Origin of the sequence: Streptomyces sp. NPDC127190 (assembly GCF_042672505.1) — a bacterium.
Classification (GTDB): domain Bacteria; phylum Actinomycetota; class Actinomycetes; order Streptomycetales; family Streptomycetaceae; genus Streptomyces.
This window is the reverse complement of sequence record NZ_JBHXVE010000040.1, coordinates 1-24,694: the sequence shown is the minus strand read 5'-3', so window position 1 is coordinate 24,694 and position 24,694 is coordinate 1. Positions and strand designations below refer to the sequence as shown.

Below are 24,694 nucleotides of genomic sequence, written 5' to 3'. Positions count from 1 at the left end.
CGCCGCTGAGGCGTGTACGACGGGCCCTGGGGACCATCCCCGGGGCCCGTTTGTCGTATGCGGGGTGGCAGCCGACCCGAAGGGGCGCGGGGAACTGCGCGAGCGACCACGGACTCCCCGCAGCCGCCCACGCACCGCACGCCCCACCGCGAGCAGGCTCCCGGCCCCCGGCGGAGCCGCTACGCCCCCGGCGAACACTGTCATCTCCGGGATTCCCCGAAGGGACCCTCGCGTTAGGGTCCATGAAAGGCAGAACAATGAGACGGCCCGGCGCCGTCGTAAGACGAGCAGGTGGATACGTGACGAATCTGATGCCCTCCGCCGCCGGCGAGCCTTCCATCGGTGGTGGCCTCGGCGACCAGGTCTACAACCGGCTGCTCAACGAGCGGATCATCTTCCTCGGCCAGCAGGTTGACGACGACATCGCCAACAAGATCACCGCGCAGCTGCTGCTCCTCGCGGCCGAGCCCGACAAGGACATCTACCTCTACATCAACAGCCCCGGCGGCTCGGTGACGGCCGGCATGGCGATCTACGACACCATGCAGTACATCCCGAACGACGTGGTCACGATCGGCATGGGCATGGCGGCCTCGATGGGCCAGTTCCTGCTCACCGGCGGCACCGCCGGCAAGCGCTTCGCCCTGCCGCACACGGACATCATGATGCACCAGGGCTCCGCGGGCCTGGGCGGTACGGTCTCGGACATCAAGATCCAGGCCCAGTACCTGCTGCGGACCAAGAAGACCATGACGGAGCTGACCGCGCTCCACTCCGGGCAGTCGGTCGAGACGATCCTCCGCGACGCCGACCGCGACCGCTGGTTCACGCCGGAAGAGGCCAAGGAGTACGGTCTCATTGACGAGATCATGATGCACGCCTCGGGTGTTCCGGGAGGCGGCGGCACCGGCGCCTGACCGGCCCGGCCACGCCACGCACCGCCGAGACACCAGCCCCCGAACGCCCACCAGGACGGTGAACCCCATGAACAACTTCTCCGGCGCCGCCAGCGGCATGTACGAAGGGCCCCGCCCCGACAGCCGCTATGTCATTCCGCGCTTCGTCGAGCGCACCTCCCAGGGCATCCGCGAGTACGACCCGTACGCGAAGCTCTTCGAGGAGCGCGTGATCTTCCTGGGCGTCCAGATCGACGACGCCTCCGCCAACGACGTCATGGCGCAGCTGCTGTGCCTGGAGTCGATGGACCCGGACCGGGACATCTCGATCTACATCAACAGCCCCGGTGGCGACATGACCGCCCTGACGGCCATCTACGACACGATGCAGTTCGTGAAGCCCGACATCCAGACGGTCTGCATGGGCCAGGCGGCCTCCGCCGCGGCCATCCTGCTCGCCGCCGGCACCCCGGGCAAGCGCATGGCGCTGCCGAACTCCCGGGTGCTGATCCACCAGCCCGCCGGCTCCACCGGCCGCGGTCAGCTCTCCGACCTGGAGATCATCGCCAACGAGTTCACCCGGATGCGTGAGCAGCTGGAGAACATGCTGGCCAAGCACTCCAACCGGCCGATCGAGCAGATCCGTGAGGACATCGAGCGCGACAAGATCCTCACGGCCGAGGAGGCGCTGGAGTACGGCCTCGTCGACCAGATCATCTCCACCCGCAAGCTGAACAACGCCTCGGTCCGCTGACGCGGAACGGCGCACTCTGAGCCCCCTTTGGCGCGGTTCACGTCAAAGTGAACCCTGCCAAGGGGGGCCCGAACACGGGGCCCGGCAAGGTACCGTCGACATAAGGCAGCACCAGGAGCCGCTGGACTCGAAAGTGTCCCGGCGTCTCCCAGGCGAAGGGGAAGCACACCGTGGCACGCATCGGTGACGGCGGCGATCTGCTCAAGTGCTCGTTCTGCGGCAAGAGCCAGAAGCAGGTCAAGAAGCTCATCGCAGGGCCCGGTGTGTACATCTGCGACGAGTGCATCGATCTCTGCAACGAGATCATCGAGGAGGAGCTCGCCGAGACGAGCGAGGTGCGCTGGGAGGAGCTCCCGAAGCCCCGCGAGATCTACGAGTTCCTCGAGGGCTACGTGGTCGGCCAGGAAGCCGCCAAGAAGGCTCTCTCGGTCGCGGTGTACAACCACTACAAGCGCGTCCAGGCGGGGGAGAACGGCGGCCCCGGCGGCCGTGAGGACGCCATCGAGCTGGCGAAGTCCAACATCCTCCTGCTGGGCCCCACGGGCTCCGGCAAGACGCTTCTCGCCCAGACCCTGGCCCGCATGCTGAACGTCCCGTTCGCGATCGCCGACGCGACCGCGCTCACGGAGGCGGGCTATGTGGGCGAGGACGTCGAGAACATCCTCCTGAAGCTGATCCAGGCGGCCGACTACGACGTCAAGAAGGCCGAGACCGGGATCATCTACATCGACGAGATCGACAAGGTGGCCCGCAAGAGCGAGAACCCGTCGATCACCCGGGACGTCTCGGGCGAGGGCGTCCAGCAGGCCCTGCTGAAGATCCTCGAGGGCACCACGGCCTCGGTCCCGCCCCAGGGCGGCCGTAAGCACCCGCACCAGGAGTTCATCCAGATCGACACGACGAACGTGCTGTTCATCGTGGGCGGTGCCTTCGCGGGCCTGGAGAAGATCATCGAGGCGCGGGCCGGCGCGAAGGGCATCGGCTTCGGGGCCACGATCCTCTCCAAGCGCGAGCTGGAGGCCAAGGACGTCTTCGAGGACGTCATGCCGGAGGACCTGGTCAAGTTCGGCATGATCCCCGAGTTCATCGGCCGGCTCCCGGTGATCACCTCGGTGCACAACCTGGACCGCGAGGCGCTCCTCCAGATCCTGGTCGAGCCCCGCAACGCGCTCGTCAAGCAGTACCAGCGTCTCTTCGAACTCGATGGGGTGGAGCTGGACTTCGAGCGCGAGGCCCTGGAGGCCATCGCCGACCAGGCCATCCTCCGCCAGACCGGCGCCCGCGGCCTGCGCGCCATCATGGAAGAGGTCCTCCAGGGCGTGATGTACGAGGTCCCGTCCCGCAAGGACGTCGCCCGAGTCGTCATCACGGCCGACGTGGTCCTCTCCAACGTCAACCCGACCCTGATCCCCCGCGACTCCCGCGGCCGGGGCTCGGGCGAGCAGAAGTCGGCCTGACCCTCCACACGAACGACGGGCAGACACCCTGCAAGGGGTGCCTGCCCGTCGGCGTGTCGGCACAGCGGCGCCCAGATCGAGCCATCATTCCGGCAGCGGCTTGAGCCAGCCCTGCTTCCATGATCGGATCATTCCCGACCTATTCAGACGTATTTTCGGCGTCTGCTTGTACGAAACGGGAGGATTCCGGATGGCTTTCCAGAAGGTGAAGCGCGTGGCTGCCGCGGCCGGTGTGCTGGTGGCGGCAGGGGCTCTGCCGATCCTCGTGGCCTCACCGGCCAGCGCCACGCAGGGTGCCTGCACCAACTACGTAGCCAGCCACGGGTACTTCGCCGGCACCAAGGTGAAGGCTGCCTGCGGCCACGCGGCGCTCTTCTCGGGCATCGAGAAGGTCGCCAATCCGTTCTGCCTTGTGGGGTTGGCGCAGCTCGGGGTGCATGGCGACGTTACTCAGGCGGCATGTCTGCGCGCCTGAGCCCCGCATGAATGACAGCAGGCGGCTCGTTGATGACGAGCCGCCTCCTGCGTCACGGATTTTCCGGGCCGTCAGGCCTTGACGCGGACGTCGTTGCGCAGCTTCGCCGCCATGTCCGCCAGGTCCTGCGGGCTCATGCCCTTGCCGCTGGCGAGGCTGGCGACATCGAACGACATGACCATGGCGACGGTGCTGTGGTCGCCCCAGATGCAGATCGGTACCGCCATGGTCTTCGGCACGCTGGACGTCGCGCCGTCGTTCGTGACCTGGCTCGTCTGGCACTTCATGATGCCGTTGCTGAACCCGGACGGCGAGAACGTCTCGGGGGAGCCGAGGAGCTTGCCCTTGACGTTGCTGTCGTCGCTGCTGCTGTCGTTGCTCTCCTTCTCGGACTCCGCCTTCATTTTGGCGAACATCCCGTCGACGGCGGCCTCGGGATCCTTGATGGTGCCGTACGCACCTTTGAACATCAGGCTCTTCGAGGTGAGGCCGGAGCCGGCCTTGTAAGAGGCCTGCGCGCCCTTCGCGTCCTGGACGCCGACCTTCTTGAAGTCGTTGAGGTCCTCGTCGCTCACGGTGGAGTCACCCTCGTCAGCGGACTTGGTGTACTCGCCACTGAGCACCGTCGCCGGCGTGATCAGCTTGTGCGCACCGTCGTCCGCGACGGAAGCCCCGCCACCCCCGCCGCCGAGCGCGAAGTAGGCCCCGACCGCCACGGCCGCCACCACGGCCACCGCGCCGATGATCAGGCCCGTCTTCTTCTTGCCGCCCTCCGGCTGCGGGGCCTGAGGCATGCCGCCGTAGGGCTGCTGCGGGTATCCGCCCGGCTGCTGGCCGTACGGGTTCGGCTGCGGCGGCACACCCTGCTGCGGATAGCCGTAACCGGGCTGGGGAGCGGCCGGCGGAGCCTGCTGGGGGTAGCCGTAGCCGGGCTGCGGAGCCTGCGGCTGCTGGCCGTACGGGCCCGGCTGGCCGTACGGACCAGGCTGCCCCTGCTGGCCGTACGGACCCGGCTGCTGGGGCGGCCCGCCGTACGGGCCCGGCTGGTTGTTGCTCATTCCTGGGTTCCCCTCCAGATGCTTATGTGTTCCCGACATCCTGGCTCAGACGCGTCGGACGCACGGCACCGGGGGCCGCACCGTTACAGAACAAACGCGTTTCGGGACCACCCCGTGACACCTCTAAACTGACCCCCGTGACCGAGAACGCTCAGCAGCAGCCACCCGCGCCCGACTCCGAACTGCCGACCCAGTACGCGCCGGCCGATGTAGAGGGGCCGCTGTACGAGCGCTGGGTAGAGCGGGGTTACTTCGAGGCGGACGCCAAGAGTGACAAGCCGCCGTACACCGTCGTCATCCCGCCGCCGAACGTCACGGGCAGCCTGCACCTGGGCCACGCCTTCGAGCACACGCTCATCGACGCCCTGACCCGCCGCAAGCGCATGCAGGGCTACGAGACGCTGTGGCAGCCCGGCATGGACCACGCCGGTATCGCCACGCAGAACGTCGTCGAGCGCGAGCTGGGCAAGGAGGGCAAGTCCCGGCACGACCTCGGCCGTGAGGCCTTCGTCGAGCGTGTCTGGCAGTGGAAGGCCGAGTCCGGCGGGCAGATCAGCGGGCAGATGCGGCGCCTGGGCGACGGCGTCGCCTGGTCGCGTGAGCGGTTCACCATGGACGAGGGCCTGTCCCAGGCCGTCCAGACCATCTTCAAGCGCCTCTACGACGACGAGCTGATCTACCGCGCCGAGCGCATCATCAACTGGTGCCCGCGCTGTCTGACGGCCATCTCGGACATCGAGGTCGAGTACCAGGACGACGACGGCGAGCTGGTCTCCATGCGCTACGGCGACGGGGAGGACTCCATCGTCGTCGCCACCACCCGTGCCGAGACGATGCTCGGCGACACCGCCGTCGCCGTCCACCCGGACGACGAGCGGTACAAGCACCTCGTCGGCAAGCTCATCAGGCTCCCGCTGACCGACCGCTCCATCCCGGTCGTCGCCGACACCCACGTCGACCCCGAGTTCGGCACCGGCGCCGTCAAGGTCACCCCGGCCCACGACCCGAACGACTTCGAGATCGGCCAGCGGCACGAGCTGCCGTCCCTCACCGTGATGGACGAGCACGCCGTCATCACCGTCCACGGCCCCTTCCAGGGCATGGACCGTCTGGAGGCCCGCTCGGCGATCGTCGCCGCGCTGCGCGCCGAGGGCCGGATCGTCGCCGAGAAGCGGCCGTACGTCCACTCCGTCGGCCACTGCTCGCGCTGCAAGACCACCATCGAGCCGCGCCTGTCGATGCAGTGGTGGGTCAAGGTCGGCCCGCTGGCGAAGGCCGCCGGCGACGCCGTCCGCGAGGGCAAGGTCAAGATCCATCCGCAGGAGATGGAGAAGCGGTACTTCGACTGGGTCGACAACCTCCACGACTGGTGCATCTCGCGCCAGCTGTGGTGGGGCCACCGGATCCCGGTCTGGTACGGCCCGAACGGCGAGGTCGTCTGCGTCGGTCCCGACGACGAGGCGCCCACCGGCGAGGGCTGGCACCAGGACACCGACGTCCTCGACACCTGGTTCTCCTCCGGCCTGTGGCCGTTCTCCACGCTCGGCTGGCCCGAACGGACCGAGTCGCTCGCGAAGTTCTACCCGAACTCCGTCCTGGTCACCGGCTACGACATCCTCTTCTTCTGGGTCGCCCGGATGATGATGTTCGGCCTGTACGCGATGGACGGCACCCCGCCGTTCCACACCATCGCCCTGCACGGCATGGTCCGCGACCAGTTCGGCAAGAAGATGTCGAAGTCCTTCGGCAACGCGGTCAACCCGCTGGACTGGATGGACAAGTACGGCAGCGACGCGCTCAGGTTCACCCTGGCCCGCGGCGCGAACCCCGGTGTCGACGTCCCGATCGGCGAGGACTGGGTCCAGGGCTCCCGCAACTTCGCCAACAAGATCTGGAACGCCACCCGCTTCGCGCTGATGAACGGCGCGACGGTGGAGGGCCCGCTGCCGGACGCGTCGAAGATGTCGGCGACCGACCGCTGGATCCTCTCCCGCCTGAACTCGGTCGTCGCCGAGGTCGACGCCTACTACGACGACTTCCAGTTCGCCAAGCTGTCGGACGCCCTCTTCCACTTCGCGTGGGACGAGGTCTTCGACTGGTACGTCGAGCTGTCCAAGACCGTCTTCCAGGCGGGCGGCGAGCCGGCCGAGGTCAGCAAGCGGGTCCTGGGCGAGGTCCTGGACGTCACCCTCAAGCTGCTGCACCCGGTGGTCCCGTTCGTCACCGAGACCCTGTGGACGACCCTCACCGGCGGCGAGTCGGTCGTCATCGCCGACTGGCCCAAGGACAGCGGCTTCCGTGACGCCGACGCCGAGCGGGAGATCGAGTCCCTCCAGTCGGTCATCACCGAGGTCCGCCGCTTCCGCGCCGACCAGGGCCTCCAGCCCGGCCAGCGGGTCCCGGCCCGGCTGACCCTCGACGGCACGGCGCTCGCCCCGCACGAGGCGGCCATCCGCAGCCTGCTCCGCCTCCAGCCGGAGGGCGACTCCTTCACCGCCACGGCCACCCTGCCGGTCGCCGGCGCCGAGGTCGCGCTGGACCTCTCCGGCACGATCGACGTGGCGGCGGAGCGCAAGCGGCTGGCCAAGGACCTGGCCGCCGCGGAGAAGGAGAAGGCGCAGGCCACGGCCAAGCTCGGCAACGAGGCCTTCCTGGCGAAGGCGCCGGAGAACGTGGTGGACAAGATCCGCACGCGGCTGGCCAAGGCCGACGAGGACATCGCCCGCATCCAGTCCCAGCTGGACCGGCTGCCCCAGGCGTAGCCGTCCGTACGGCCACGAAGGCCCCCGGTGCCGCGCAGGCGCCGGGGGCCTTCGTCCCTCTCTGTCACCCCCCGCTCGTAGACTGGCCCCGTGAGCGAAAACCCCGGCACCGACGACCAGCCCGACCCCCTCGACCGCTTCGACGACCTCATCGACGCCGAGACCACCCGCGACCCCGATCTCGCGGTGATCGAGGCCGGCAGTCGCACCCTGCGCACCCAGGGCGGCCCGCCGCAGGCCGACGTCCCCACGCGACCCGAGGACCCGGAGGTCGACAAGGCCCTGCGCGAGGTCGAGACGGAGCTGGCCACCCGCTGGGGCGAGACCAAGCTGGAGCCCTCGGTCGGCCGGATCGCCGCGCTGATGGACGTGCTGGGCGAGCCGCAGCGGTCGTACCCCTCCATCCACATCACGGGGACCAACGGCAAGACCTCCACCGCCCGCATGATCGAGGCCCTGCTCGGCGCCTTCGAGCTGCGCACCGGCCGCTACACCAGCCCGCACGTGCAGTCGATCACCGAGCGGATCAGCCTGGACGGCGCCCCGGTCTCCGCCGAGCGCTTCATCGAGACGTACCAGGACATCAAGCCGTACGTGGAGATGGTGGACGGCCGGCAGGAGTTCCGGCTGTCCTTCTTCGAGGTGCTCACCGGCATGGCGTACGCCGCCTTCGCCGACGCCCCGGTGGACGTGGCGGTCGTCGAGGTCGGCATGGGCGGCTCCTGGGACGCCACCAACGTGATCGACGCGGACGTCGCGGTGATCACCCCCATCGACCTGGACCACACCGACCGCCTCGGCGGGACCACCGGTGAGATCGCCGCCGAGAAGGGCGGCATCATCAAGCAGGACGCGACCGTCATCCTGGCCCAGCAGCCGGTGGACGCGGCGCAGGTGCTGCTGAAGAAGGCCGTCGAGGTCAACGCCACCGTGGCCCGCGAGGGCCTGGAGTTCGGCGTGGTGGCCCGGCAGGTCGCCGTCGGCGGGCAGCTGGTGACGCTGCGCGGCCTCGGCGGCGAGTACCCCGAGGTGTACCTCCCGCTGCACGGCGCCCACCAGGCGCACAACGCGGCCGTCGCGCTCGCCGCCGTCGAGGCGTTCTTCGGCGTCGGCGCACAGCGCCCGGAGCCGCTCGACACCGACACCGTGCGCAAGGCCTTCGCGGCCGTGTCCTCCCCGGGCCGGCTGGAGGTCGTACGGCGCTCACCCACCGTCGTCCTGGACGCGGCGCACAACCCGGCGGGCGCGCGGGTGACCGCGGAGGCGGTGCAGGAGGCCTTCGACTTCACCCGGCTGATCGGCGTGGTCGGCGCGAGCGGCGACAAGAACGTGCGCGGGCTGCTGGAGGCCTTCGAGCCGATCTTCGCGGAGATCGTCGTCACCCAGAACTCCAGCCACCGCGCCATGGACGCGGACGAGCTGGCCGCGATCGCCGTCGAGGTGTTCGGCGAGGAGCGGGTGCAGGTCGAGCCGCGGCTGCCGGACGCCCTGGAGGCCGCGATCACGCTGGCCGAGGAAGAGGGCGAGTTCGCGGGCGGCGGTGTGCTGGTCACCGGTTCCGTCATCACGGTCGGCGAGGCCCGGCTGCTGCTCGGGAAGGGCTGAGGGATCCGACGTGCGTACGCTGTGCTCATCCACTCTCATCGGCGAGTTCTTCATCATCGGTTTCGCCGGGCTCGTCGCCATGAAGGACGACAGCCTGTCCGTCACCACGGTATGGCTGGTCAGCGGGATCGCCATGCTGCTGTGCCTGCTGCTGTGCGGCATGGTCACCCGGCGCGGCGGGGTGGCCCTCGGCTGGGCCCTCCAGATCGCCCTGGTCGCCTCCGGTGTCTACGTGCCGACCATGTACTTCATGGGCGTGGTGTTCGGGGCGCTGTGGTGGGCCTCGGTGCACTACGGCAGAAAGGTGGACGAAGCGAAGGCCCGCTTCGCTGCGCAGGCGGAGGCCGCCTCCTCTACACCTGACGCTGCGTGACCGGAGCCCCGACACGCCCTGTAACCTCGTGCCACCGCACACGTCAGTCAGAAGGAGTCCCCCCGTGAGCCAGCGCACCCTCGTCCTGCTCAAGCCCGACGCCGTCCGTCGCGGCCTGACCGGCGAGATCATCAGCCGTATCGAGCGCAAGGCCGGCTGGCAGATCACCGCGCTGGAGCTGCGCACCCTGGACCAGGACACGCTGGAGCAGCACTACGGCGAGCACAAGGGCAAGCCCTTCTACGAGCCGCTGGTCGCGTTCATGTCCTCCGGTCCGGTCGTCGCCCTGATCGTCGAGGGCGAGCGGGTCATCGAGGGCGTCCGCCAGCTGGCCGGCCCGACCGACCCGATCGCCGCCGCGCCCGGTTCGATCCGCGGGGACTTCGGTGTGATCGTCCGCGAGAACCTGATCCACGCCTCCGACTCCGAGGAGTCCGCCGAGCGCGAGGTGAAGATCTTCTTCCCCGGCCGCGCCTGAGCCGGTCGACGGCAGTGCAGGGAAAGGTCCGGGCGCGGTCCCGGACCTTTCTGCCACCCGAGCCCGGACCTTTCTGGCATAGTCCGGGCATTTGAGGGAACGAGCGCCCCCGAACGCCCGTCTCCAGAAGCGAGGTGAGCCGCCATCTGGTGACAATGGCCAGGACCCTCGCGCAGTGTTCGTGGAGGCGCGTTTACGATGGAAGCCTTCACGTCACAGCACCCGCCTCGCCGTCCTGACATGCCCTCAAAGCTCGGGAAGGCCAGATGAATCCGGATGGGGAACTCAATGTCGTTCATCGGCCGTGACATGGCTGTCGACCTCGGGACCGCCAACACGCTGGTGTACGTCAGGGGTCGCGGGATCGTGCTGAACGAGCCGTCCGTGGTCGCGATCAACACGAACACCGGTGGCATCCTCGCGGTCGGTGCCGAAGCCAAGAAGATGATCGGCCGGACGCCCGGCAACATCGTGGCCGTCCGCCCGCTGAAGGACGGCGTGATCGCCGACTTCGAGATCACCGAGCGGATGCTCCGCTACTTCATCCTGAAGATCCACAAGCGGCGGTATCTCGCCCGGCCGCGGGTCGTCGTCTGTGTGCCCTCGGGCATCACGGGCGTCGAGCGCCGCGCCGTGATCGAGGCGTCCACCCAGGCCGGCGCGCGCCAGGTGCACATCATCGAGGAGCCCATGGCCGCCGCCATCGGCTCCGGTCTGCCGGTCCACGAGGCCACCGGCAACATGGTGGTGGACATCGGCGGCGGCACCACGGAGGTCGCGGTCATCTCGCTCGGCGGCATCGTCACCGCCCAGTCCATCCGGGTCGCCGGTGACGAGCTGGACAACGCGATCATCCAGTACATCAAGAAGGAGTACAGCCTTCTGCTGGGTGAGCGGACGGCCGAGCAGATCAAGATCACGATCGGTTCGGCGTACGAGCTGGACGCCGACGAGCACACCGAGGTCCGCGGCCGCGACCTGGTCTCCGGGCTGCCGAAGACCGTGGTGATCTCGGCCGCCGAGGTCCGCAAGGCGATCGAGGAGCCGGTCAACGCGATCGTGGACGCGGTCAAGACGACCCTCGACAAGTGCCCGCCGGAGCTGTCCGGCGACATCATGGACCGAGGAATCGTTCTGACCGGCGGCGGAGCCCTGCTGCGCGGACTCGACGAGCGGCTGCGCCGGGAGACCGGGATGCCGATCCACATCGCCGAGGACCCGCTGGACAGCGTCGCGCTCGGCTCCGGCAAGTGCGTCGAGGAGTTCGAGGCGCTCCAGCAGGTGCTGGACGCCGCCCCGCGCAGATGACGCAACTCTTCGATTCCGCCGTACGAGACGTTCTCCTCTCGTGCGGCGGATCGTTGATATAGAGGCATAAGCTCCCGAATGGGCCCCCTGGGTTTGCGTTTTTTTCGCAAGCGTCCGGGAGGGCTCCCGAATTCCTATCGAGGAAGGGCACGGCCGCCGCACGTGAGGGACACGAAAGAGAGCCGGCTGCTCCTGGTCCTGTTGGTCGCCATCGCGTTCGCGCTGATCACGGTGGACATCCGGGGAGGCCGGAACTCACCGGTCGAGGGTGCCCGGCAGGCCGCGGCCGCGGTGTTCGGCCCGGTGGAGAACGGAATGTCCTCGGCGGTCGACCCGGTGGGCAATGCCGTATCCGCCATCCGTGACTCCGGCCGCCGGCACACCCGGCTGGCCGCACTGGAGAAGGAGAACGCGGCTCTCAAGGCGAAACTCGGCAGCGACGACCGCAACCGCAGCCGGCTGAACCAGCTGGACAAGATGCTCAAGATCGCCGGCGAGGGCCAGTACGGCATCAAGGGCGCCCAGGTCATCGCCATAGGGTCGGCGCAGGGCTTCTCCTGGACCATCACCATCGACGCCGGCGCCAACGACGGCATCCGGCGGGACATGACGGTCCTCAACGGCGACGGCCTGGTCGGCCGGGTCACCACCGTCGGCCCGGACACCGCCACCGTGCTGCTCGCCAACGACCCCGACTTCACCGTGGGCACCCGGATGGAGAACAGCGACGAACTCGGCTTCGCCTCCGGCCAGGGCGACCGCCCGCTGCGGGTGCAGCTGCTCGACGCCAAGGCGGAGGTCAAGAAGGGCGACCGGCTGGTCACCTTCGGCTCGCAGGGCGACAAGCCGTTCGTGCCGGGCGTGCCGGTCGGCGTGGTCTCCCGGGTCGACCCCTCCAACGGCGGCCTCACCCGCACCGTCTACGTCACCCCGTACGTCGGCTTCACCAAGCTCGACATCGTCGGTGTGGTCGTGCAGGCGCCCAAGAAGGACCCGCGGGACGAGGTGCTGCCGGCCAAGCCCAAGCCGGTCCCCACGCCGACCGTCACCGTCACCGTCACTCCATCGGCCGACGCCAACCAGCAGCAGTAGGAGCTGAATCCCCATGCGTGTCAACCGGATCCTGCTCTCCTCCGCGCTGGTCGTCGTGGCCCTGGTGATCCAGGTGAGCGTGCTGGCCCGGCTGCATCTGCCGGGCGCCGTGCCCGACCTGCTGCTGCTCACCGTCCTCGGCCTGGCGATGGTGTACGGCCATGTCGGCGGCGCCCTCGTCGGCTTCGGCGCCGGTCTGCTCGCCGACCTGGCCCCGCCCGCCGACCACGCGGCCGGCCGCTACGCCCTGGTGCTCTGCGTGACCGGCTACTTCGCCGGGCTCATCAAGCCGGAGAACGGCCGGCTGAAGTCGGCGACCGGCCCGATGGCCGTGGTGGTCGCCGCCGCGATCGGCTCCACCCTGCTGTACGCCGGGGTGGGCGCGCTGGTCGGCGACACCGCCGCCCGCCATGTCGGGCTGCCCGGCCTGCTGTTCTCGGCCGCCCTGTACGACCTGCTGCTGGCGCCGTTCGTGGTGCCCGGGGTGATGTGGCTGGCCCGACGCAGCGACAACGACCCGCTGGCCGAGTCCGCGTCCACCGCCAAGGCGAGCGACATCTCCTCCGGCTTCCTGTCCTCCGGCACCGGCCTGCGCATCGGCAGCCAGCGCGGCGGCCTCGGCGCGCTGAAGGCCAAGGCGCGCACCCGCTCGGCCCGGGTCGGCCGGATCAAGGGGGTCAAGCGGCTGTGAACAGGGGCGAGTTCACCCGAACGGGTCAGCTTTCGCGGAACGCGGGCGCATCGGCCGGTCGTTCATCATTCGTACACGCAGTCGCCCGGGCGCACTGAGAGGGGGAGGCAGCCGCAGTGACCAACATTCCCGAGACCGGTCGGACCCCACGGGTCCAGACCCGGCTCGTCGTGATCCAGATCCTCGTCCTGTCCCTTCTCGGCACGCTCGGCGGCCGCCTGTGGTACCTCCAGATCCGGGAGGGCGCGGAGTACCAGAAGGAGGCCTCCGGCAACCACGTCCAGCAGGTCGTCCAGCCCGCCGTGCGCGGTGACATCCTGGACGCCCGGGGCGTGCCCCTCGCGGACAACGAGACCCGGCTGGTCGTCTCCGCCTCCCGCACCGACCTGCTCAAGCAGCGGGACGGCGGCAAGGCGGTGCTGGCCAAGCTGGCCGGCGTGCTCGGCATGAAGCCCGAGGAGGTCAGGCAGAAGGTCCGGCTGTGCGACGCCAAGACCCCCCAGCCCTGCTGGAACGGCTCGCCGTACCAGCCGATCCCGATCACCGACAAGGCCACCCCCAAGCAGGCCTTGCAGATCCGTGAGCGTTCCGAGGACTTCCCCGGCATCACCGCCGAGCCCGAGGCCGTGCGCCGCTACCCGGCCCCCGGCAAGGCCAACAGCGCCCAGGTCCTCGGCTACCTCTCGCCGGTCACCGACGACGAGATCCAGAAGGCGAAGAACACCGACTCGCCGTATCTGCGCTCCGACATGGTGGGCCGCTCCGGCCTGGAGCGGGAGTACGACAAGGAGCTGCGCGGCAAGGCCGGCGTCACCCGCTACGAGGTGGACAACCTCGGCCGGGTCATCGGCAAGGCCAAGTCGGACGCCGCCGAGGCCGGTTCCAACCTCGTCACCAGCATCGACTCCCGGGTGCAGCGCGTCGCGGAGTACGAGCTGGACAAGGCGATGAAGGCCGCCCGCGAACAGTTCGACAAGATCACCGGCGAGAACTACAAGGCCGACTCGGGCGCCGTGGTGGTGATGGAGGCCAAGACCGGCCGGATCGTCGCGATGGCCTCCGCGCCGACCTACGACCCGAACGTCTGGGTGGGCGGCATCTCCGCCAAGGACTACAAGGCCCTCACCGGCAAGGACTCCGACTACCCGCTGCTGAACCGGGCCATACAGGGTCAGGCCGCACCCGGCTCGACCTTCAAGGTGGTCTCCACGGCCGCCGCGGTCAACGCCGGCTACCCCTTCGACGGCGGCTACCCGTGCACCAGCTCGTACTCCGTCGGCGGCCAGGTCTTCAAGAACTTCGAGGGCGAGAACTTCGGCGACATCTCCCTCGGCCGCGCCCTGGAGGTCTCCTGCGACACCGTCTTCTACGGCCTGGCCGACAAGGAGTGGAAGCGGGACGGCGGGATCAACCCCAAGAAGGGCCAGCCGAAGGACTACTTCTTCAGGACGGCCCACCAGTTCGGCCTCGGCAAGGAGACCGGCATCGACCTGCCCAACGAGGTCACCGGCCGGGTCCCCGACCGCCAGTGGAAGCTGAACTACTGGAAGGCCAACAAGGACGCCTGGTGCAAGTCCGGCAAGAAGGACGGCAGCTACGTCGAGAAGATCGCCTACGAGAACTGCCTCGAGGGCAACAAGATGCGCGAGGGTGACGAGATCAACTACTCCATCGGCCAGGGCGACACCCTCGTCACGCCGATCCAGGAGGCCGTGATCTACGGCGCCGTCGCCAACGGCGGCACCATGTACCGGCCGACCATCGGCAAGGCCGTCATCAGCGGCGACGGCAAGACCGTCACCCCGATCAAGCCGAAGGTCAACGGCAGGCTGCCGGTCAGCCAGGCCACCCTCAAGGGCATGGACGACGCCTTCGCGGGCGTCATCACCCGCGGTACCGCCGCCTGGAAGTTCAACGGCTGGCCGCAGGACAAGATCCCGCTGCACGGCAAGACGGGTACCGCGGAGGTCTACGGCAAGCAGACCACGGGCTGGCTGGCCACGTACTCCAAGGACTACTCGGTGATCATGACGATCTCGCAGGCCGGTACCGGTTCCGGTTCCGCCGGTGAGGCCGTGCGCAACATCTACAGCGCGCTCTACGGCGTCCAGGGCGACGGCTCCATCGACAAGAAGAAGGCGCTGCTGCCCCAGCCGCAGAAGGGCCTGCCGAAGGTCCGCCCCGACGGCACCATCGCCGCCCCGAAGGTCACCGGCGACCCGGGCAAGGACGCCGAGGCCTCCCAGCAGGACAACCCCAGCAACAACAGCGACCAGCAGCCCGCCACCAGCCCCTCGCCCACCACGGGCAACCGCAACACCCGCAGAAGGCCCCGCGGGAACCGCGGGCGGGGCAGCCGGAGGATGCCCTCATGACCGGCGCGAACACCTTCTCCGTCTCCGGGTACGGCCCCGAGCGGGCCGGCTGGACCAGGATCTTCGCCCGCGACTCCCTGGCCCGGCGGCTCGACTGGCCGATCATGCTGGCCGCCCTCGGGCTGTCCCTGCTGGGCTCGCTGCTGGTGTACTCGGCCACCCGCAACCGCACCGAGATCAACCAGGGCGACCCCTACTTCTTCCTGGTCCGCCATCTGATGAACCTCGGCATCGGACTGGCCCTGATGATCGTCACGATCTGGCTGGGCCACCGCGCCCTGCGCAACGCCGTGCCGGTCCTCTACGGCCTGTCCGTGCTGCTGGCCCTGGTGGTCCTCACCCCGCTGGGCGCCACGATCAACGGCCAGCGCAACTGGATCGTGATCGGCGGCTTCTCCATCCAGCCGGCCGAGTTCCTCAAGATCGCGATCATCCTGGGCATGGCGATGCTGCTGGCCACCCGGGTGGACGCGGGAGACAAGCCGTACCCGGACCACCGGACCGTGGCGCAGGCCCTGGGGCTGGCGGCCGTCCCGTGTCTGATCCTGCTGCTCATGCCCGACCTCGGCTCGGTGCTCGCGATGGTGGCGATCATCCTGGGCGTGCTGCTCGCCTCGGGCTCCTCCAACCGCTGGGTCTTCGGACTGCTCCTGACGGGGGTGATCGGCTGCATCGCGATCTGGCAGCTGCACATCCTGGACGAGTACCAGATCAACCGCTTCGCGGCCTTCGCCAACCCGGACCTGGACCCCTCGGGCGTCGGCTACAACACCAACCAGGCCCGGATCGCGATCGGCTCGGGCGGTCTGACCGGGGCCGGGCTCTTCCACGGCTCGCAGACCACCGGCCAGTTCGTGCCCGAGCAGCAGACGGACTTCGTCTTCACGGTCGCGGGGGAGGAACTGGGCTTCCTCGGCGCCGGCTTCATCATCTTCCTGATCGGCGTGATCCTGTGGCGCGCCTGCCGGATCGCCCGCGACTCCACCGAGCTGTACGGCACCACGGTGGCGGCCGGGATCGTCGCCTGGTTCGCCTTCCAGTCCTTCGAGAACATCGGCATGACCCTCGGCATCATGCCGGTCACCGGTCTGCCGCTGCCGTTCGTGTCGTACGGCGGATCATCGATGTTCGCCGTGTGGATAGCGATCGGCCTGCTCCAGTCGATCAAGGTGCAGCGGCCGCTGTCGGCCTGAGCGGGTGCACCGGGTGAAGGGCGGCAGGTTTCCGCCCTTCATCCGGAACGACCTCTGCCGCACCCGTCCGGGGGCCACTAGATTCGATCCATGGCGGATACGAAACGCGAGATCGAGCGCAAGTACGAATCCGACGACAGCGGGCTGCCCGATCTGACCGGGGCGGGCGGGGTGGCGGCCGTCCTCGACAAGGGCCTGGTCGAGCTGGACGCCGTGTACTACGACACGATCGACGAGCGCCTGGCCGCCGACTCCCTCACCCTGCGCCGCCGTACCGGGGGCGGGGACGCCGGCTGGCATCTGAAGTTCCCGGTGGCTCCCGGCGTCCGTGACGAGCTGCGGGCGCCGCTGTCCGACACCGTCCCCGAGGAGCTGGCCGCCCTGGTCCGCTCCCGGGTCCGGGACGCCGAGCTGGTCCCGCTGGTCCGGTTGCGCTCCGCCCGCGATGTGCGCCACCTGGTCGACGCCGACGGCGGCCTGCTGGCCGAGGCGAGCGTGGACACGGTGACCGCCGAGCGGCTCACCGGGGCGCGGGGCGCCGCCCAGTGGACCGAGATCGAGGTCGAGCTGGCCGACGGCGGTGATCCCGCCTTTCTCGACACGGTGGAGAAGCGGCTGCGCAAGGCGGGCGTCCGGCCGTCGAGGTCGGCCTCGAAGCTGGCGCGGGCGCTGGAGCAGACCTCCACCACCGCCGGGCCGGGCCCCCGCCCGGAGCCGGTGACCGCCGGCGACCATGTCCTCGCCTACCTCCGCGCCCAGCGGGACGCACTGGTGGCGCTCGACCCGGCGGTGCGCCGGGACATCCCGGACGCCGTGCACCGGATGCGGGTCGCCACCCGCCGGGCCCGCAGCACCCTGCGCAGCTTCCGCACGGTCCTCGACCGCACGGTCACCGACCCGCTCGGCACCGAGCTGAAGTGGCTCGCGGGCGAGCTGGGCGTCGACCGCGACCAGGAGGTGCTGGCCGAGCGGCTGACCACCGCCCTGGACGCGCTCCCGCCCGCCCTGGCCCTCGGCCCCGTCCGGACACGCCTCACCGGCTGGGCCGAGGCCCGGCGACGCGGCGCCCACGCGCATCTGACCGGCGTCCTCGACTCCCGCCGCTACCTCACCCTGCTGGACACCCTGGACGCACTCCTCGCCGACCCTCCGCTGCGCAAGGACGCCGGCCGGAAACCGGAGAAGGTGCTCGGCAAGGCCGTACACAAGGATCTGGGGAAGCTGACCGCGCTGGTCAAAGAGGCCCTGGAGCTGCCGCCCGGCCAGGACCGCGACCTCGCCCTGCACGAGGCCCGCAAGAAGGCCAAGCGCACCCGGTACGCGGCCGAGGCGGCCACCGCGGCACTCGGCGCCCCCGCCCGCGCCCTCACCCGGTCCATGAAGTCGCTCACCACCCTCCTCGGCGACCACCAGGACAGCGTCATGGCCCGCAGGACCCTGCTGGAGCTGGCCGCGGTGGCGCACGCGGCGGGGGAGAACCCGTTCACCTACGGGGTGCTGTACGGCAGGGAGGAGGCCCGGGCGGCGGCCGCAGAGGCCGAGCTGCCCCGGCGGTGGGAGGAGATCGGCGCGGGGGCGGCGGACCGAGCGTACGGGGGGAGCCGCCGGGCGGGTTAGGCTTGATGGTCCCCCCTGTCAGCTCACGAAGGTTCGCGAGATGCCTGCCGAAGCCGCCGAGTCGGTGTTCCCGCAGCTCGAAGCTCTGCTCCCGCACGTGCAGAAGCCGATCCAGTACGTCGGCGGAGAGCTCAACTCCACGGTCAAGCCGTGGGAGTCCTGCGATGTCCGCTGGGCACTCATGTACCCGGACGCATACGAGGTCGGCCTGCCCAACCAGGGCGTCATGATTCTCTACGAGGTCCTCAACGAGCAGCAGGGGGTCCTGGCCGAGCGCACCTACAGCGTCTGGCCGGACCTGGAGGCGCTGATGCGGGAACACGGTGTCCCGCAGTTCACCGTCGACAGCCACCGCCCGGTGAAGGCCTTCGATGTGTTCGGCCTCAGCTTCTCCACGGAGCTGGGCTACACGAACATGCTCACCGCCCTGGACCTGGCCGGCATCCCCCTGGAGTCCAAGGACCGCACGATCGACGACCCGATCGTGCTGGCCGGCGGACATGCCGCGTTCAACCCGGAGCCGATCGCCGACTTCATCGACGCGGCGGTCATCGGCGACGGCGAGCAGGCCGTGCTGGACATGACCCGGATCATCCGGGAGTGGAAGGCGGAGGGCCGCCCCGGCGGCCGCGAGGAGGTCCTGCTGCGGCTGGCGAAGACCGGCGGGGTGTACATCCCGGCGTTCTACGACGTCGAGTACCTCCCCGACGGCCGTATCGCCCGCGTGGTCCCCAACCGCTCCGGTGTCCCGTGGCGCGTCTCCAAGCACACGGTCATGGACCTGGACGAGTGGCCGTACCCCAAGCAGCCGCTGGTGCCGCTGGCCGAGACGGTGCACGAGCGCATGTCGGTGGAGATCTTCCGCGGCTGCACCCGCGGCTGCCGCTTCTGCCAGGCCGGCATGATCACCCGCCCAGTGCGCGAGCGCTCGATCACCGGTATCGGCGAGATGGTCGAGAAGGGTCTGAAGGCGACCGGCTTCGAGGAGGTCGGCCTGCTCTCCCTCTCCTCCGCGGACCACTCGGAGATCGGTGACATCGCCAAGGGGCTGGCGGACCGCTACGAGGAAGACAAGATCGGCCTCTCGCTGCCCTCCACCCGCGTCGACGCCTTCAACATCGACCTGGCCAACGAGCTGACCCGCAACGGCCGCCGCTCGGGTCTGACCTTCGCCCCCGAGGGCGGCTCGGAGCGCATCCGCAAGGTCATCAACAAGATGGTCTCGGAAGAGGACCTGATCCGGACCGTGGCCACCGCCTACGGCAACGGCTGGCGCCAGGTGAAGCTGTACTTCATGTGCGGCCTGCCCACGGAGACCGACGAGGACGTCCTCCAGATCGCCGACATGGCGACCCGCGTCATCCAGAAGGGCCGCGAGGTGTCGCGGTCCAACGACATCCGCTGCACGGTCTCGATCGGCGGGTTCGTCCCGAAGCCGCACACCCCCTTCCAGTGGGCGCCGCAGCTCTCCGCCGAGGAGACGGACGCGCGCCTGGAGAAGCTCCGCGACAAGATCCGCGGCGACAAGAAGTACGGCCGCTCGATCGGCTTCCGCTACCACGACGGCAAGCCGGGCATCGTGGAGGGGCTGCTGTCCCGTGGCGACCGCCGGATCGGCGCCGTCATCCGCGCGGTCTACGACGACGGCGGCCGCTTCGACGGCTGGCGCGAGCACTTCTCCTACGACCGCTGGATGAGCTGCGCCGACAAGGCGCTCGCTCCCTTCGGCGTGGACGTCGACTGGTACACCACCCGCGAGCGCGGCTACGAGGAGGTCCTGCCCTGGGACCACCTCGACTCCGGCCTGGACAAGGACTGGCTCTGGGAGGACTGGCAGGACGCCCTCGACGAGACCGAGGTCGAGGACTGCCGCTGGACGCCCTGCTTCGACTGCGGCGTCTGCCCCCAGATGGACACCCACATCCAGATCGGCCCGACCGGCAAGAAGCTGCTTCCTCTGACGGTCAAGAACGCAGGCCCGGCGCCCGCTTCGAGCGGTCACACGCACTGACGCGCCTGAGCTGAACCGCCCCGCCACGCCAACGTGCCGGGGCGGTCGTTGCTTTCCGGAGGGCCGGCGGCCACCGTGAACGGGTGATTCTGGTTCCCGGCTGGCTGTGGCAGCGGGGGCCGGTGGCCCGGGGTGTGGGCGCCGGCCTCGCCGTCGGCGCCTTCTCCGCGGCCTTCGTGCTCCTCGAGGCGCAGGCGTGGCTGGGCGCCGCGGCGGCCTTCGTGGTGCTGAGCCTGTTCTACGGCATCCGCGCGGCACGCCGCATGGCCAGGATCTGGCCCGAGGCCAAGGGCATGAGCCGCGCCGACCGCGCGGCCGTGGTGAGCGCCACCCGGAGCGGCGAGGCCGTCGCGGACCCCCGGCTGGCGCCCGCGGTCGTCGCGTACGCCGGTGCCCTGCGCCGGAGCGCCGAGAACGACCGGCTGGGCCACCGGATCGTTCTCCTCGTCACCGTGCTCGCGGTCGTCCTCGCCGTGTACGACACCCTGCGCAGCACGCCCGGCGAGATGATCGCCTCCTGGCTGGTGGTCGCGCTCCTCCTCGCCGACCTCGTGTGGTGGCCCCGCCGCCGGGCCGCCCTGCTGGCCCGGGCCGACCGCGCGGCGGCAACGGCGCGGGCCATGCCGGACGCGGGCTGAACGGACGGCCATGGCCCGGGCGTCGCCACCGGGCGGCCGCGTCGCGGATAAAGTCGGATTTCATGGCTGGTCGTGGGGGTGCGGCCAGAAGGTGCCGGCGGTGTTCGGGGGAGGGCCTGAAGCGGATGAGCCGACAGGCGGGGGCGTATCAGCGGCAGGTGGCGCAGGGGTACCGGGAGTACCGGCAGAGCCAGGCGCGACGGCGTACCGAGGAGCTGGAACAGCAGGTCGCCGGTCTGCGGGAGCTGCTCGTGGCGGGGTGCCGGGCGCCCGCCTTCCGGGCCTCCTCCCTGCTGCGGGCCGAGGAGGCCCCGCCCTTCGACCCGGGGCCGCTCGCCCGGCCGGTGCGGATGCCGGACCCGGAGCAGTACCGGGCGCAGGGCGGCTGGACCGCCGGCCGGCGGGCCCAGGCGGAGGCCGAGGCGCGGGCCCGCTTCGAACGCGACTGGCAGGCCGCCCAGGCCACCGAGGCACAGCGGCAACGGCAGCTCGCGGCCGTACAGCAGGAGCACGAGCGGCGGGTGGCGGAGCAGCTGGCGGAGACCCGGCGGCACAACGCCTCCGTCCGCGAGCTGACCGAGGGGGCGGCCCGGGGCGACGCCCGTGCGGTGGCCGGGTATTTCACGGCCGCCCTGCACGCCGCGCCGCCCTGGCCCGAGGGCTTTCCCCGGCAGGCCGCGCTGGCCTTCGACCCGGGGGCAGGACAGCTGGTCGTGGACTGGGAGCTGCCCGGATATGCCGTGGTCCCGGCGGCCAAGTCCGTGCGCTACATAGCCGGCCAGGACCTGGAGAAGGAGACGGCCCGGCCCGTCACCCAGCGCCGTGCGCTCTACCGCGAGGTGCTGGCCCAGTCCCTGCTGCTGGTCCTGCACCAGCTGTACGCGGCGGACGAGCACGGCGTCCTTCGGTCGATCGCCCTGAACGGCTTCGTGGACGCACCCGATCCGGCCACCGGCCGCCCGGCCCGTATCGTCCTGGCGACCGTCCTGGCTCCCCGGGACGGCTTCACGGGACTGCACCTCGCCCAGGTCGACCCGCTCAGCTGCTTCACCGACGCCCTGCACGGGCAGCTCGCGGCCCGGCCCGACCAGCTCACCCCGGTCCGCCCGCACCGCAGGCCCGACGAGGTCGGCGAGCCCGGCCCCGGCCCCGGCAGCCCCGGTCCCGCGCCCGACGGCGAGCCGGACCTGTACGCCATGGACCCGATCGAGTTCGAGGAACTGGTCGCCGAGCTGTTCCGGGCCATGGGCATGCGGGCGGTCACCACCCAGCGCTCGAACGACGGCGGAGTGGACGTCGACGCCACGGACCCCACGCCGATCCGGGGCGGCAAGATCGTGGTCCAGGTGAAGCGGTACCGCAACACGGTGCCGCCGACGGCGGTGCGCGATCTGTACGGCACGGTCCAGGACGTCGGCGCCAACAAGGGGGTGCTGGTCACCACCTCGGGGTTCGGCCCGGGCTCGTACACCTTCGCCCGGGGCAAGCCGCTGGAGCTGGTCTCCGGCGGTGAACTCGTCGACCTGCTGCACCGGCACGGGCTGCGCGGCCGGCTGGGGGAGCGGGGACACCGGCGGCCGGCTTCGCGCGAGGAGCGCCCCGGGGCCGCCGCGGACCACAACGTGCTCGGCATGACCTGGTCCGGCGCCGTCGCCCTGGACGTCTGCGCGCTCGTCTGCCGCGGCAACCGGGTCCTCGGCGACGACCACTTCGTCTTCTACAACAACCCGCGGACCCCCGACGGTTCGGTCCGTGCGGTGCCGGCGACGGCGCCGGACCGGGCGGCGCTGCACGTGGCGTTCGACGCGCTGCCCGCGGCGGCCGACCGGCTGGTCCTGGTGGCCGCCGTGGACCCCGAGACCAACCCGTCGGCCGATCTGTCCGGCTTCACCGACGCCTGCATCCGGCTGCTGGACCCGGCCCTGACCGAGCTGGGCCGGCTGGAGGTGTCCGACGGCCGCGCCGGGGAGACGGCGCTGGTGCTCGGCTCCTTCCGGCGCCGGGCGGGCGGCGACTGGGACTTCGTGCTCGGCGGCAAGGGCTACCGGGCGGGGCTGGCGGAGCTGCTGGGCGACCACGGCGTCGAGGTGGAGTGAGGCCGGGGCACGGAACACGGCACGCAAGCGGTGAGCAGCGCCGGGGCGCGCGGCGGACCCTGTTCGGCGAGCCCCGCCCGGCGGCCGCGGTGGACCGGCGGGAACTCCGCGGCGGCGGAGCGCGTACTCTAGAGCAAAGGGCCGGGAGCGACATGTCCCCGCCGACGCGGGACTGACCCGGGCGACACCGGGCAGGCGCCGGCCCCGACGTGCTCCCCGCGCACGCGGGGGTGGCGCACGGACCGCGGACACAAGGAGAAGTTCCCCTGGGCAAGCGACAGCCCGAAGGCCCGCCGCCCGCACCCGCGGTGCAGCGCATCCGACTGCGCTACACCAAGCGCGGCCGCCTGAGGTTCACCAGCCACCGAGACTTCCAGCGCGCCTTCGAGCGGGCGCTGCGTCGCGCCGAGGTGCCCATGGCGTACTCGGCCGGGTTCACGCCGCACCCGAAGGTGTCCTACGCCAATGCCGCACCCACCGGCACGGGCAGTGAGGCGGAGTACCTGGAGATCGCGCTCACCGAGACGCGTGACCCGGAGACGCTGCGCGTCCTCCTCGACGAGTCGATGCCCGCCGGGCTCGACGTGATCGAGGCGGTCGAGGCGCACACCTCGGGCCTCGCCGACCGGCTGACCGCCTCCGTCTGGGAGCTGCGGCTGGACGGCGTCGACCCGGCCGGCGCCCGGCACGCGGTCGAGGCCTTCACCAAGGCCGAGACCGTCGAGGTCCAGCGCCGTACCAAGAACGGTCTGCGCACCTTCGACGCCCGCCCGGCCGTGGTGAGCCTGGAAGCAACAGAAACGCACGGTTCACCGGCTGATAGGCCGACCGACCAGCCCTGTGCGATACTGCGGCTGGTTGTTCGGCACGTGACGCCTGCCGTACGACCCGACGACGTCCTGTCCGGTCTCCGCGCCGTGGCCGACCTGGCGCCGCCGGTCCCCGCAGCGGTGACCAGGCTGGCGCAGGGGCTGCTCGATGAAGAGACCGGCACGGTGACCGACCCGCTCGCGCCCGACCGCGAGGCAGCCGGGGCCCTGACGGCCCAGCCCGCCGCCGCGACGGCGCCGATGCCGGAAGGTTCCGCGTAGGGACGGATGTCGTAGCGCCGCCCTGGTACTCGGGAGCCACCTGGGTCGGGCAGCGCACCGACCAGAAGACTTTCGCCAGGCCGTACCGACAAGGCGTACGGAACCGGCGAGACAGGACACAGAGTGCTCCCGTGCGGCGCCCGCGCCCCGGACGGCGGCCATCGCGCATCGCGCGGGCCGCGGACGTCAACGGCGGACGGCCTTCACCGGCCGACGCCGGACCAGGCGCGGCGCCCGGGAGCCTGACGGGAGAAACGCCCGCATGCTCGAGCCGACCGAACCCACTGAGGGTTCCGAACTGAACACTCCGAGCGACACCCTGCCGCCGCGCAGGCGTCGCCGTGCCGCCTCCCGCCCGGCGGGCCCGCCCGCCGGCGCGGCCGAGGCGGCCGCCCCGGAGGTCACCCTCCCGGCCATACCGGCCGCGGACACCGAGGAGATCGCCGAGGCCGACGAGACCGCCGCGGCAGCCCCTGCCGCCGAGGCCGCGCCCGCCGCCCCGCCGCGTCGCCGGGCCACGCGCCGTGCGTCGGCGCCCGCCGGTGCGCCGGTGGCCGCGGAGGCCGCCGCCGAGACGGTCGTACCGGCCGCGTCCGCCGAGGCGACGCAGCCCGCCGCCGTCGCCGAGGGCGGCGAGGTCGTCGTGGGCGAGGACGCCGCACCGCGCCGCACCCGGCGCCGCGCCACCCGACGCGTGTCCGCGCCCGAGGGCGCTCCCGCCGCC

Annotated in this window: 19 protein-coding genes and 1 pseudogene; 19 read left to right on the top strand and 1 reads right to left on the bottom strand. The window is 70.6% G+C overall.

The features are described from left to right. The first annotated feature begins 311 nt into the window (after positions 1–311). The 4 genes from ACFVIU_RS36410 (at position 312) to ACFVIU_RS36395 (ending at position 3,582) form a co-directional block, all read left to right on the top strand. The gene (locus ACFVIU_RS36410; protein ID WP_385847933.1) at positions 312–917 is read left to right on the top strand and encodes an ATP-dependent Clp protease proteolytic subunit; all 606 of its coding nucleotides are present in this window, start codon (positions 312–314) and stop codon (positions 915–917) included. Between the two features lie 67 nt (positions 918–984). Continuing rightward, positions 985–1,650 (top strand): ATP-dependent Clp protease proteolytic subunit, encoded by a 666-nt coding sequence (locus ACFVIU_RS36405; protein ID WP_385847889.1) that lies wholly within the window; start codon positions 985–987, stop codon positions 1,648–1,650. Between the two features lie 170 nt (positions 1,651–1,820). Beyond that, positions 1,821–3,107, top strand: coding sequence for an ATP-dependent Clp protease ATP-binding subunit ClpX (gene clpX / locus ACFVIU_RS36400; protein ID WP_385847887.1), 1,287 nt, complete (start codon positions 1,821–1,823; stop codon positions 3,105–3,107). A gap of 190 nt (positions 3,108–3,297) precedes the next feature. Continuing rightward, positions 3,298–3,582, top strand: a complete 285-nt coding sequence (locus tag ACFVIU_RS36395; RefSeq protein WP_385847885.1) for a hypothetical protein — start codon at positions 3,298–3,300, stop codon at positions 3,580–3,582. 71 nt (positions 3,583–3,653) lie between these two features. Here ACFVIU_RS36395 and ACFVIU_RS36390 read toward each other — a convergent pair whose 3' ends face one another. After that, positions 3,654–4,640 (bottom strand): hypothetical protein, encoded by a 987-nt coding sequence (locus ACFVIU_RS36390; RefSeq protein WP_385847884.1) that lies wholly within the window; start codon positions 4,638–4,640, stop codon positions 3,654–3,656. A gap of 137 nt (positions 4,641–4,777) precedes the next feature. On the opposite strand from ACFVIU_RS36390, the gene ACFVIU_RS36385 reads away from it, so the two are divergent. The 15 genes and pseudogenes from ACFVIU_RS36385 to ACFVIU_RS36315 all read left to right on the top strand — a co-directional run. Beyond that, the gene (locus ACFVIU_RS36385; protein WP_385847882.1) at positions 4,778–7,402 is read left to right on the top strand and encodes a valine--tRNA ligase; all 2,625 of its coding nucleotides are present in this window, start codon (positions 4,778–4,780) and stop codon (positions 7,400–7,402) included. A gap of 90 nt (positions 7,403–7,492) precedes the next feature. Beyond that, a complete protein-coding gene (locus ACFVIU_RS36380) occupies positions 7,493–9,007 on the top strand; it encodes a bifunctional folylpolyglutamate synthase/dihydrofolate synthase (RefSeq protein WP_385847880.1) in 1,515 nt (504 codons plus the stop codon). 10 nt (positions 9,008–9,017) lie between these two features. Continuing rightward, the gene (locus ACFVIU_RS36375) at positions 9,018–9,380 is read left to right on the top strand and encodes a DUF4233 domain-containing protein (protein ID WP_385847879.1); all 363 of its coding nucleotides are present in this window, start codon (positions 9,018–9,020) and stop codon (positions 9,378–9,380) included. A gap of 64 nt (positions 9,381–9,444) precedes the next feature. After that, complete coding sequence (gene ndk / locus ACFVIU_RS36370; protein WP_385847877.1) at positions 9,445–9,858, top strand: nucleoside-diphosphate kinase; 414 nt, start codon at positions 9,445–9,447, stop codon at positions 9,856–9,858. 288 nt (positions 9,859–10,146) lie between these two features. Further along, positions 10,147–11,166: a rod shape-determining protein gene (locus tag ACFVIU_RS36365; protein ID WP_385847876.1), complete on the top strand. Its 1,020-nt coding sequence runs from the start codon at positions 10,147–10,149 to the stop codon at positions 11,164–11,166. A 162-nt stretch (positions 11,167–11,328) separates the two neighbouring features. Beyond that, complete coding sequence (mreC, locus tag ACFVIU_RS36360; RefSeq protein WP_385847875.1) at positions 11,329–12,258, top strand: rod shape-determining protein MreC; 930 nt, start codon at positions 11,329–11,331, stop codon at positions 12,256–12,258. A gap of 13 nt (positions 12,259–12,271) precedes the next feature. Next, positions 12,272–12,949 (top strand): rod shape-determining protein MreD, encoded by a 678-nt coding sequence (gene mreD, locus ACFVIU_RS36355; RefSeq protein ID WP_385847874.1) that lies wholly within the window; start codon positions 12,272–12,274, stop codon positions 12,947–12,949. A gap of 116 nt (positions 12,950–13,065) precedes the next feature. After that, entirely contained in the window at positions 13,066–15,324 is a 2,259-nt protein-coding gene (gene mrdA, locus ACFVIU_RS36350) for a penicillin-binding protein 2 (protein WP_385847872.1), read from the top strand. Continuing rightward, positions 15,321–16,517, top strand: coding sequence for a rod shape-determining protein RodA (gene rodA / locus ACFVIU_RS36345; protein WP_385847870.1), 1,197 nt, complete (start codon positions 15,321–15,323; stop codon positions 16,515–16,517). The genes mrdA and rodA overlap by 4 nt, the downstream gene beginning before the upstream one ends. 90 nt (positions 16,518–16,607) lie before the next feature. Beyond that, the gene (locus tag ACFVIU_RS36340) at positions 16,608–18,134 is read left to right on the top strand and encodes a CHAD domain-containing protein (protein ID WP_385847869.1); all 1,527 of its coding nucleotides are present in this window, start codon (positions 16,608–16,610) and stop codon (positions 18,132–18,134) included. A gap of 40 nt (positions 18,135–18,174) precedes the next feature. Then, the gene (locus ACFVIU_RS36335; protein ID WP_385847867.1) at positions 18,175–20,145 is read left to right on the top strand and encodes a TIGR03960 family B12-binding radical SAM protein; all 1,971 of its coding nucleotides are present in this window, start codon (positions 18,175–18,177) and stop codon (positions 20,143–20,145) included. An 83-nt stretch (positions 20,146–20,228) separates the two neighbouring features. Next, complete coding sequence (locus ACFVIU_RS36330) at positions 20,229–20,783, top strand: hypothetical protein (protein WP_385847865.1); 555 nt, start codon at positions 20,229–20,231, stop codon at positions 20,781–20,783. A 62-nt stretch (positions 20,784–20,845) separates the two neighbouring features. Beyond that, the gene (locus ACFVIU_RS36325; RefSeq protein ID WP_385847864.1) at positions 20,846–22,879 is read left to right on the top strand and encodes a restriction endonuclease; all 2,034 of its coding nucleotides are present in this window, start codon (positions 20,846–20,848) and stop codon (positions 22,877–22,879) included. A 308-nt stretch (positions 22,880–23,187) separates the two neighbouring features. Beyond that, complete coding sequence (locus ACFVIU_RS36320; protein ID WP_385847862.1) at positions 23,188–23,970, top strand: TIGR03936 family radical SAM-associated protein; 783 nt, start codon at positions 23,188–23,190, stop codon at positions 23,968–23,970. Positions 23,971–24,232: 262 nt separating this feature from the next. Next, positions 24,233–24,694, top strand: a pseudogene (locus ACFVIU_RS36315) (ribonuclease E/G); the annotation flags it as partial.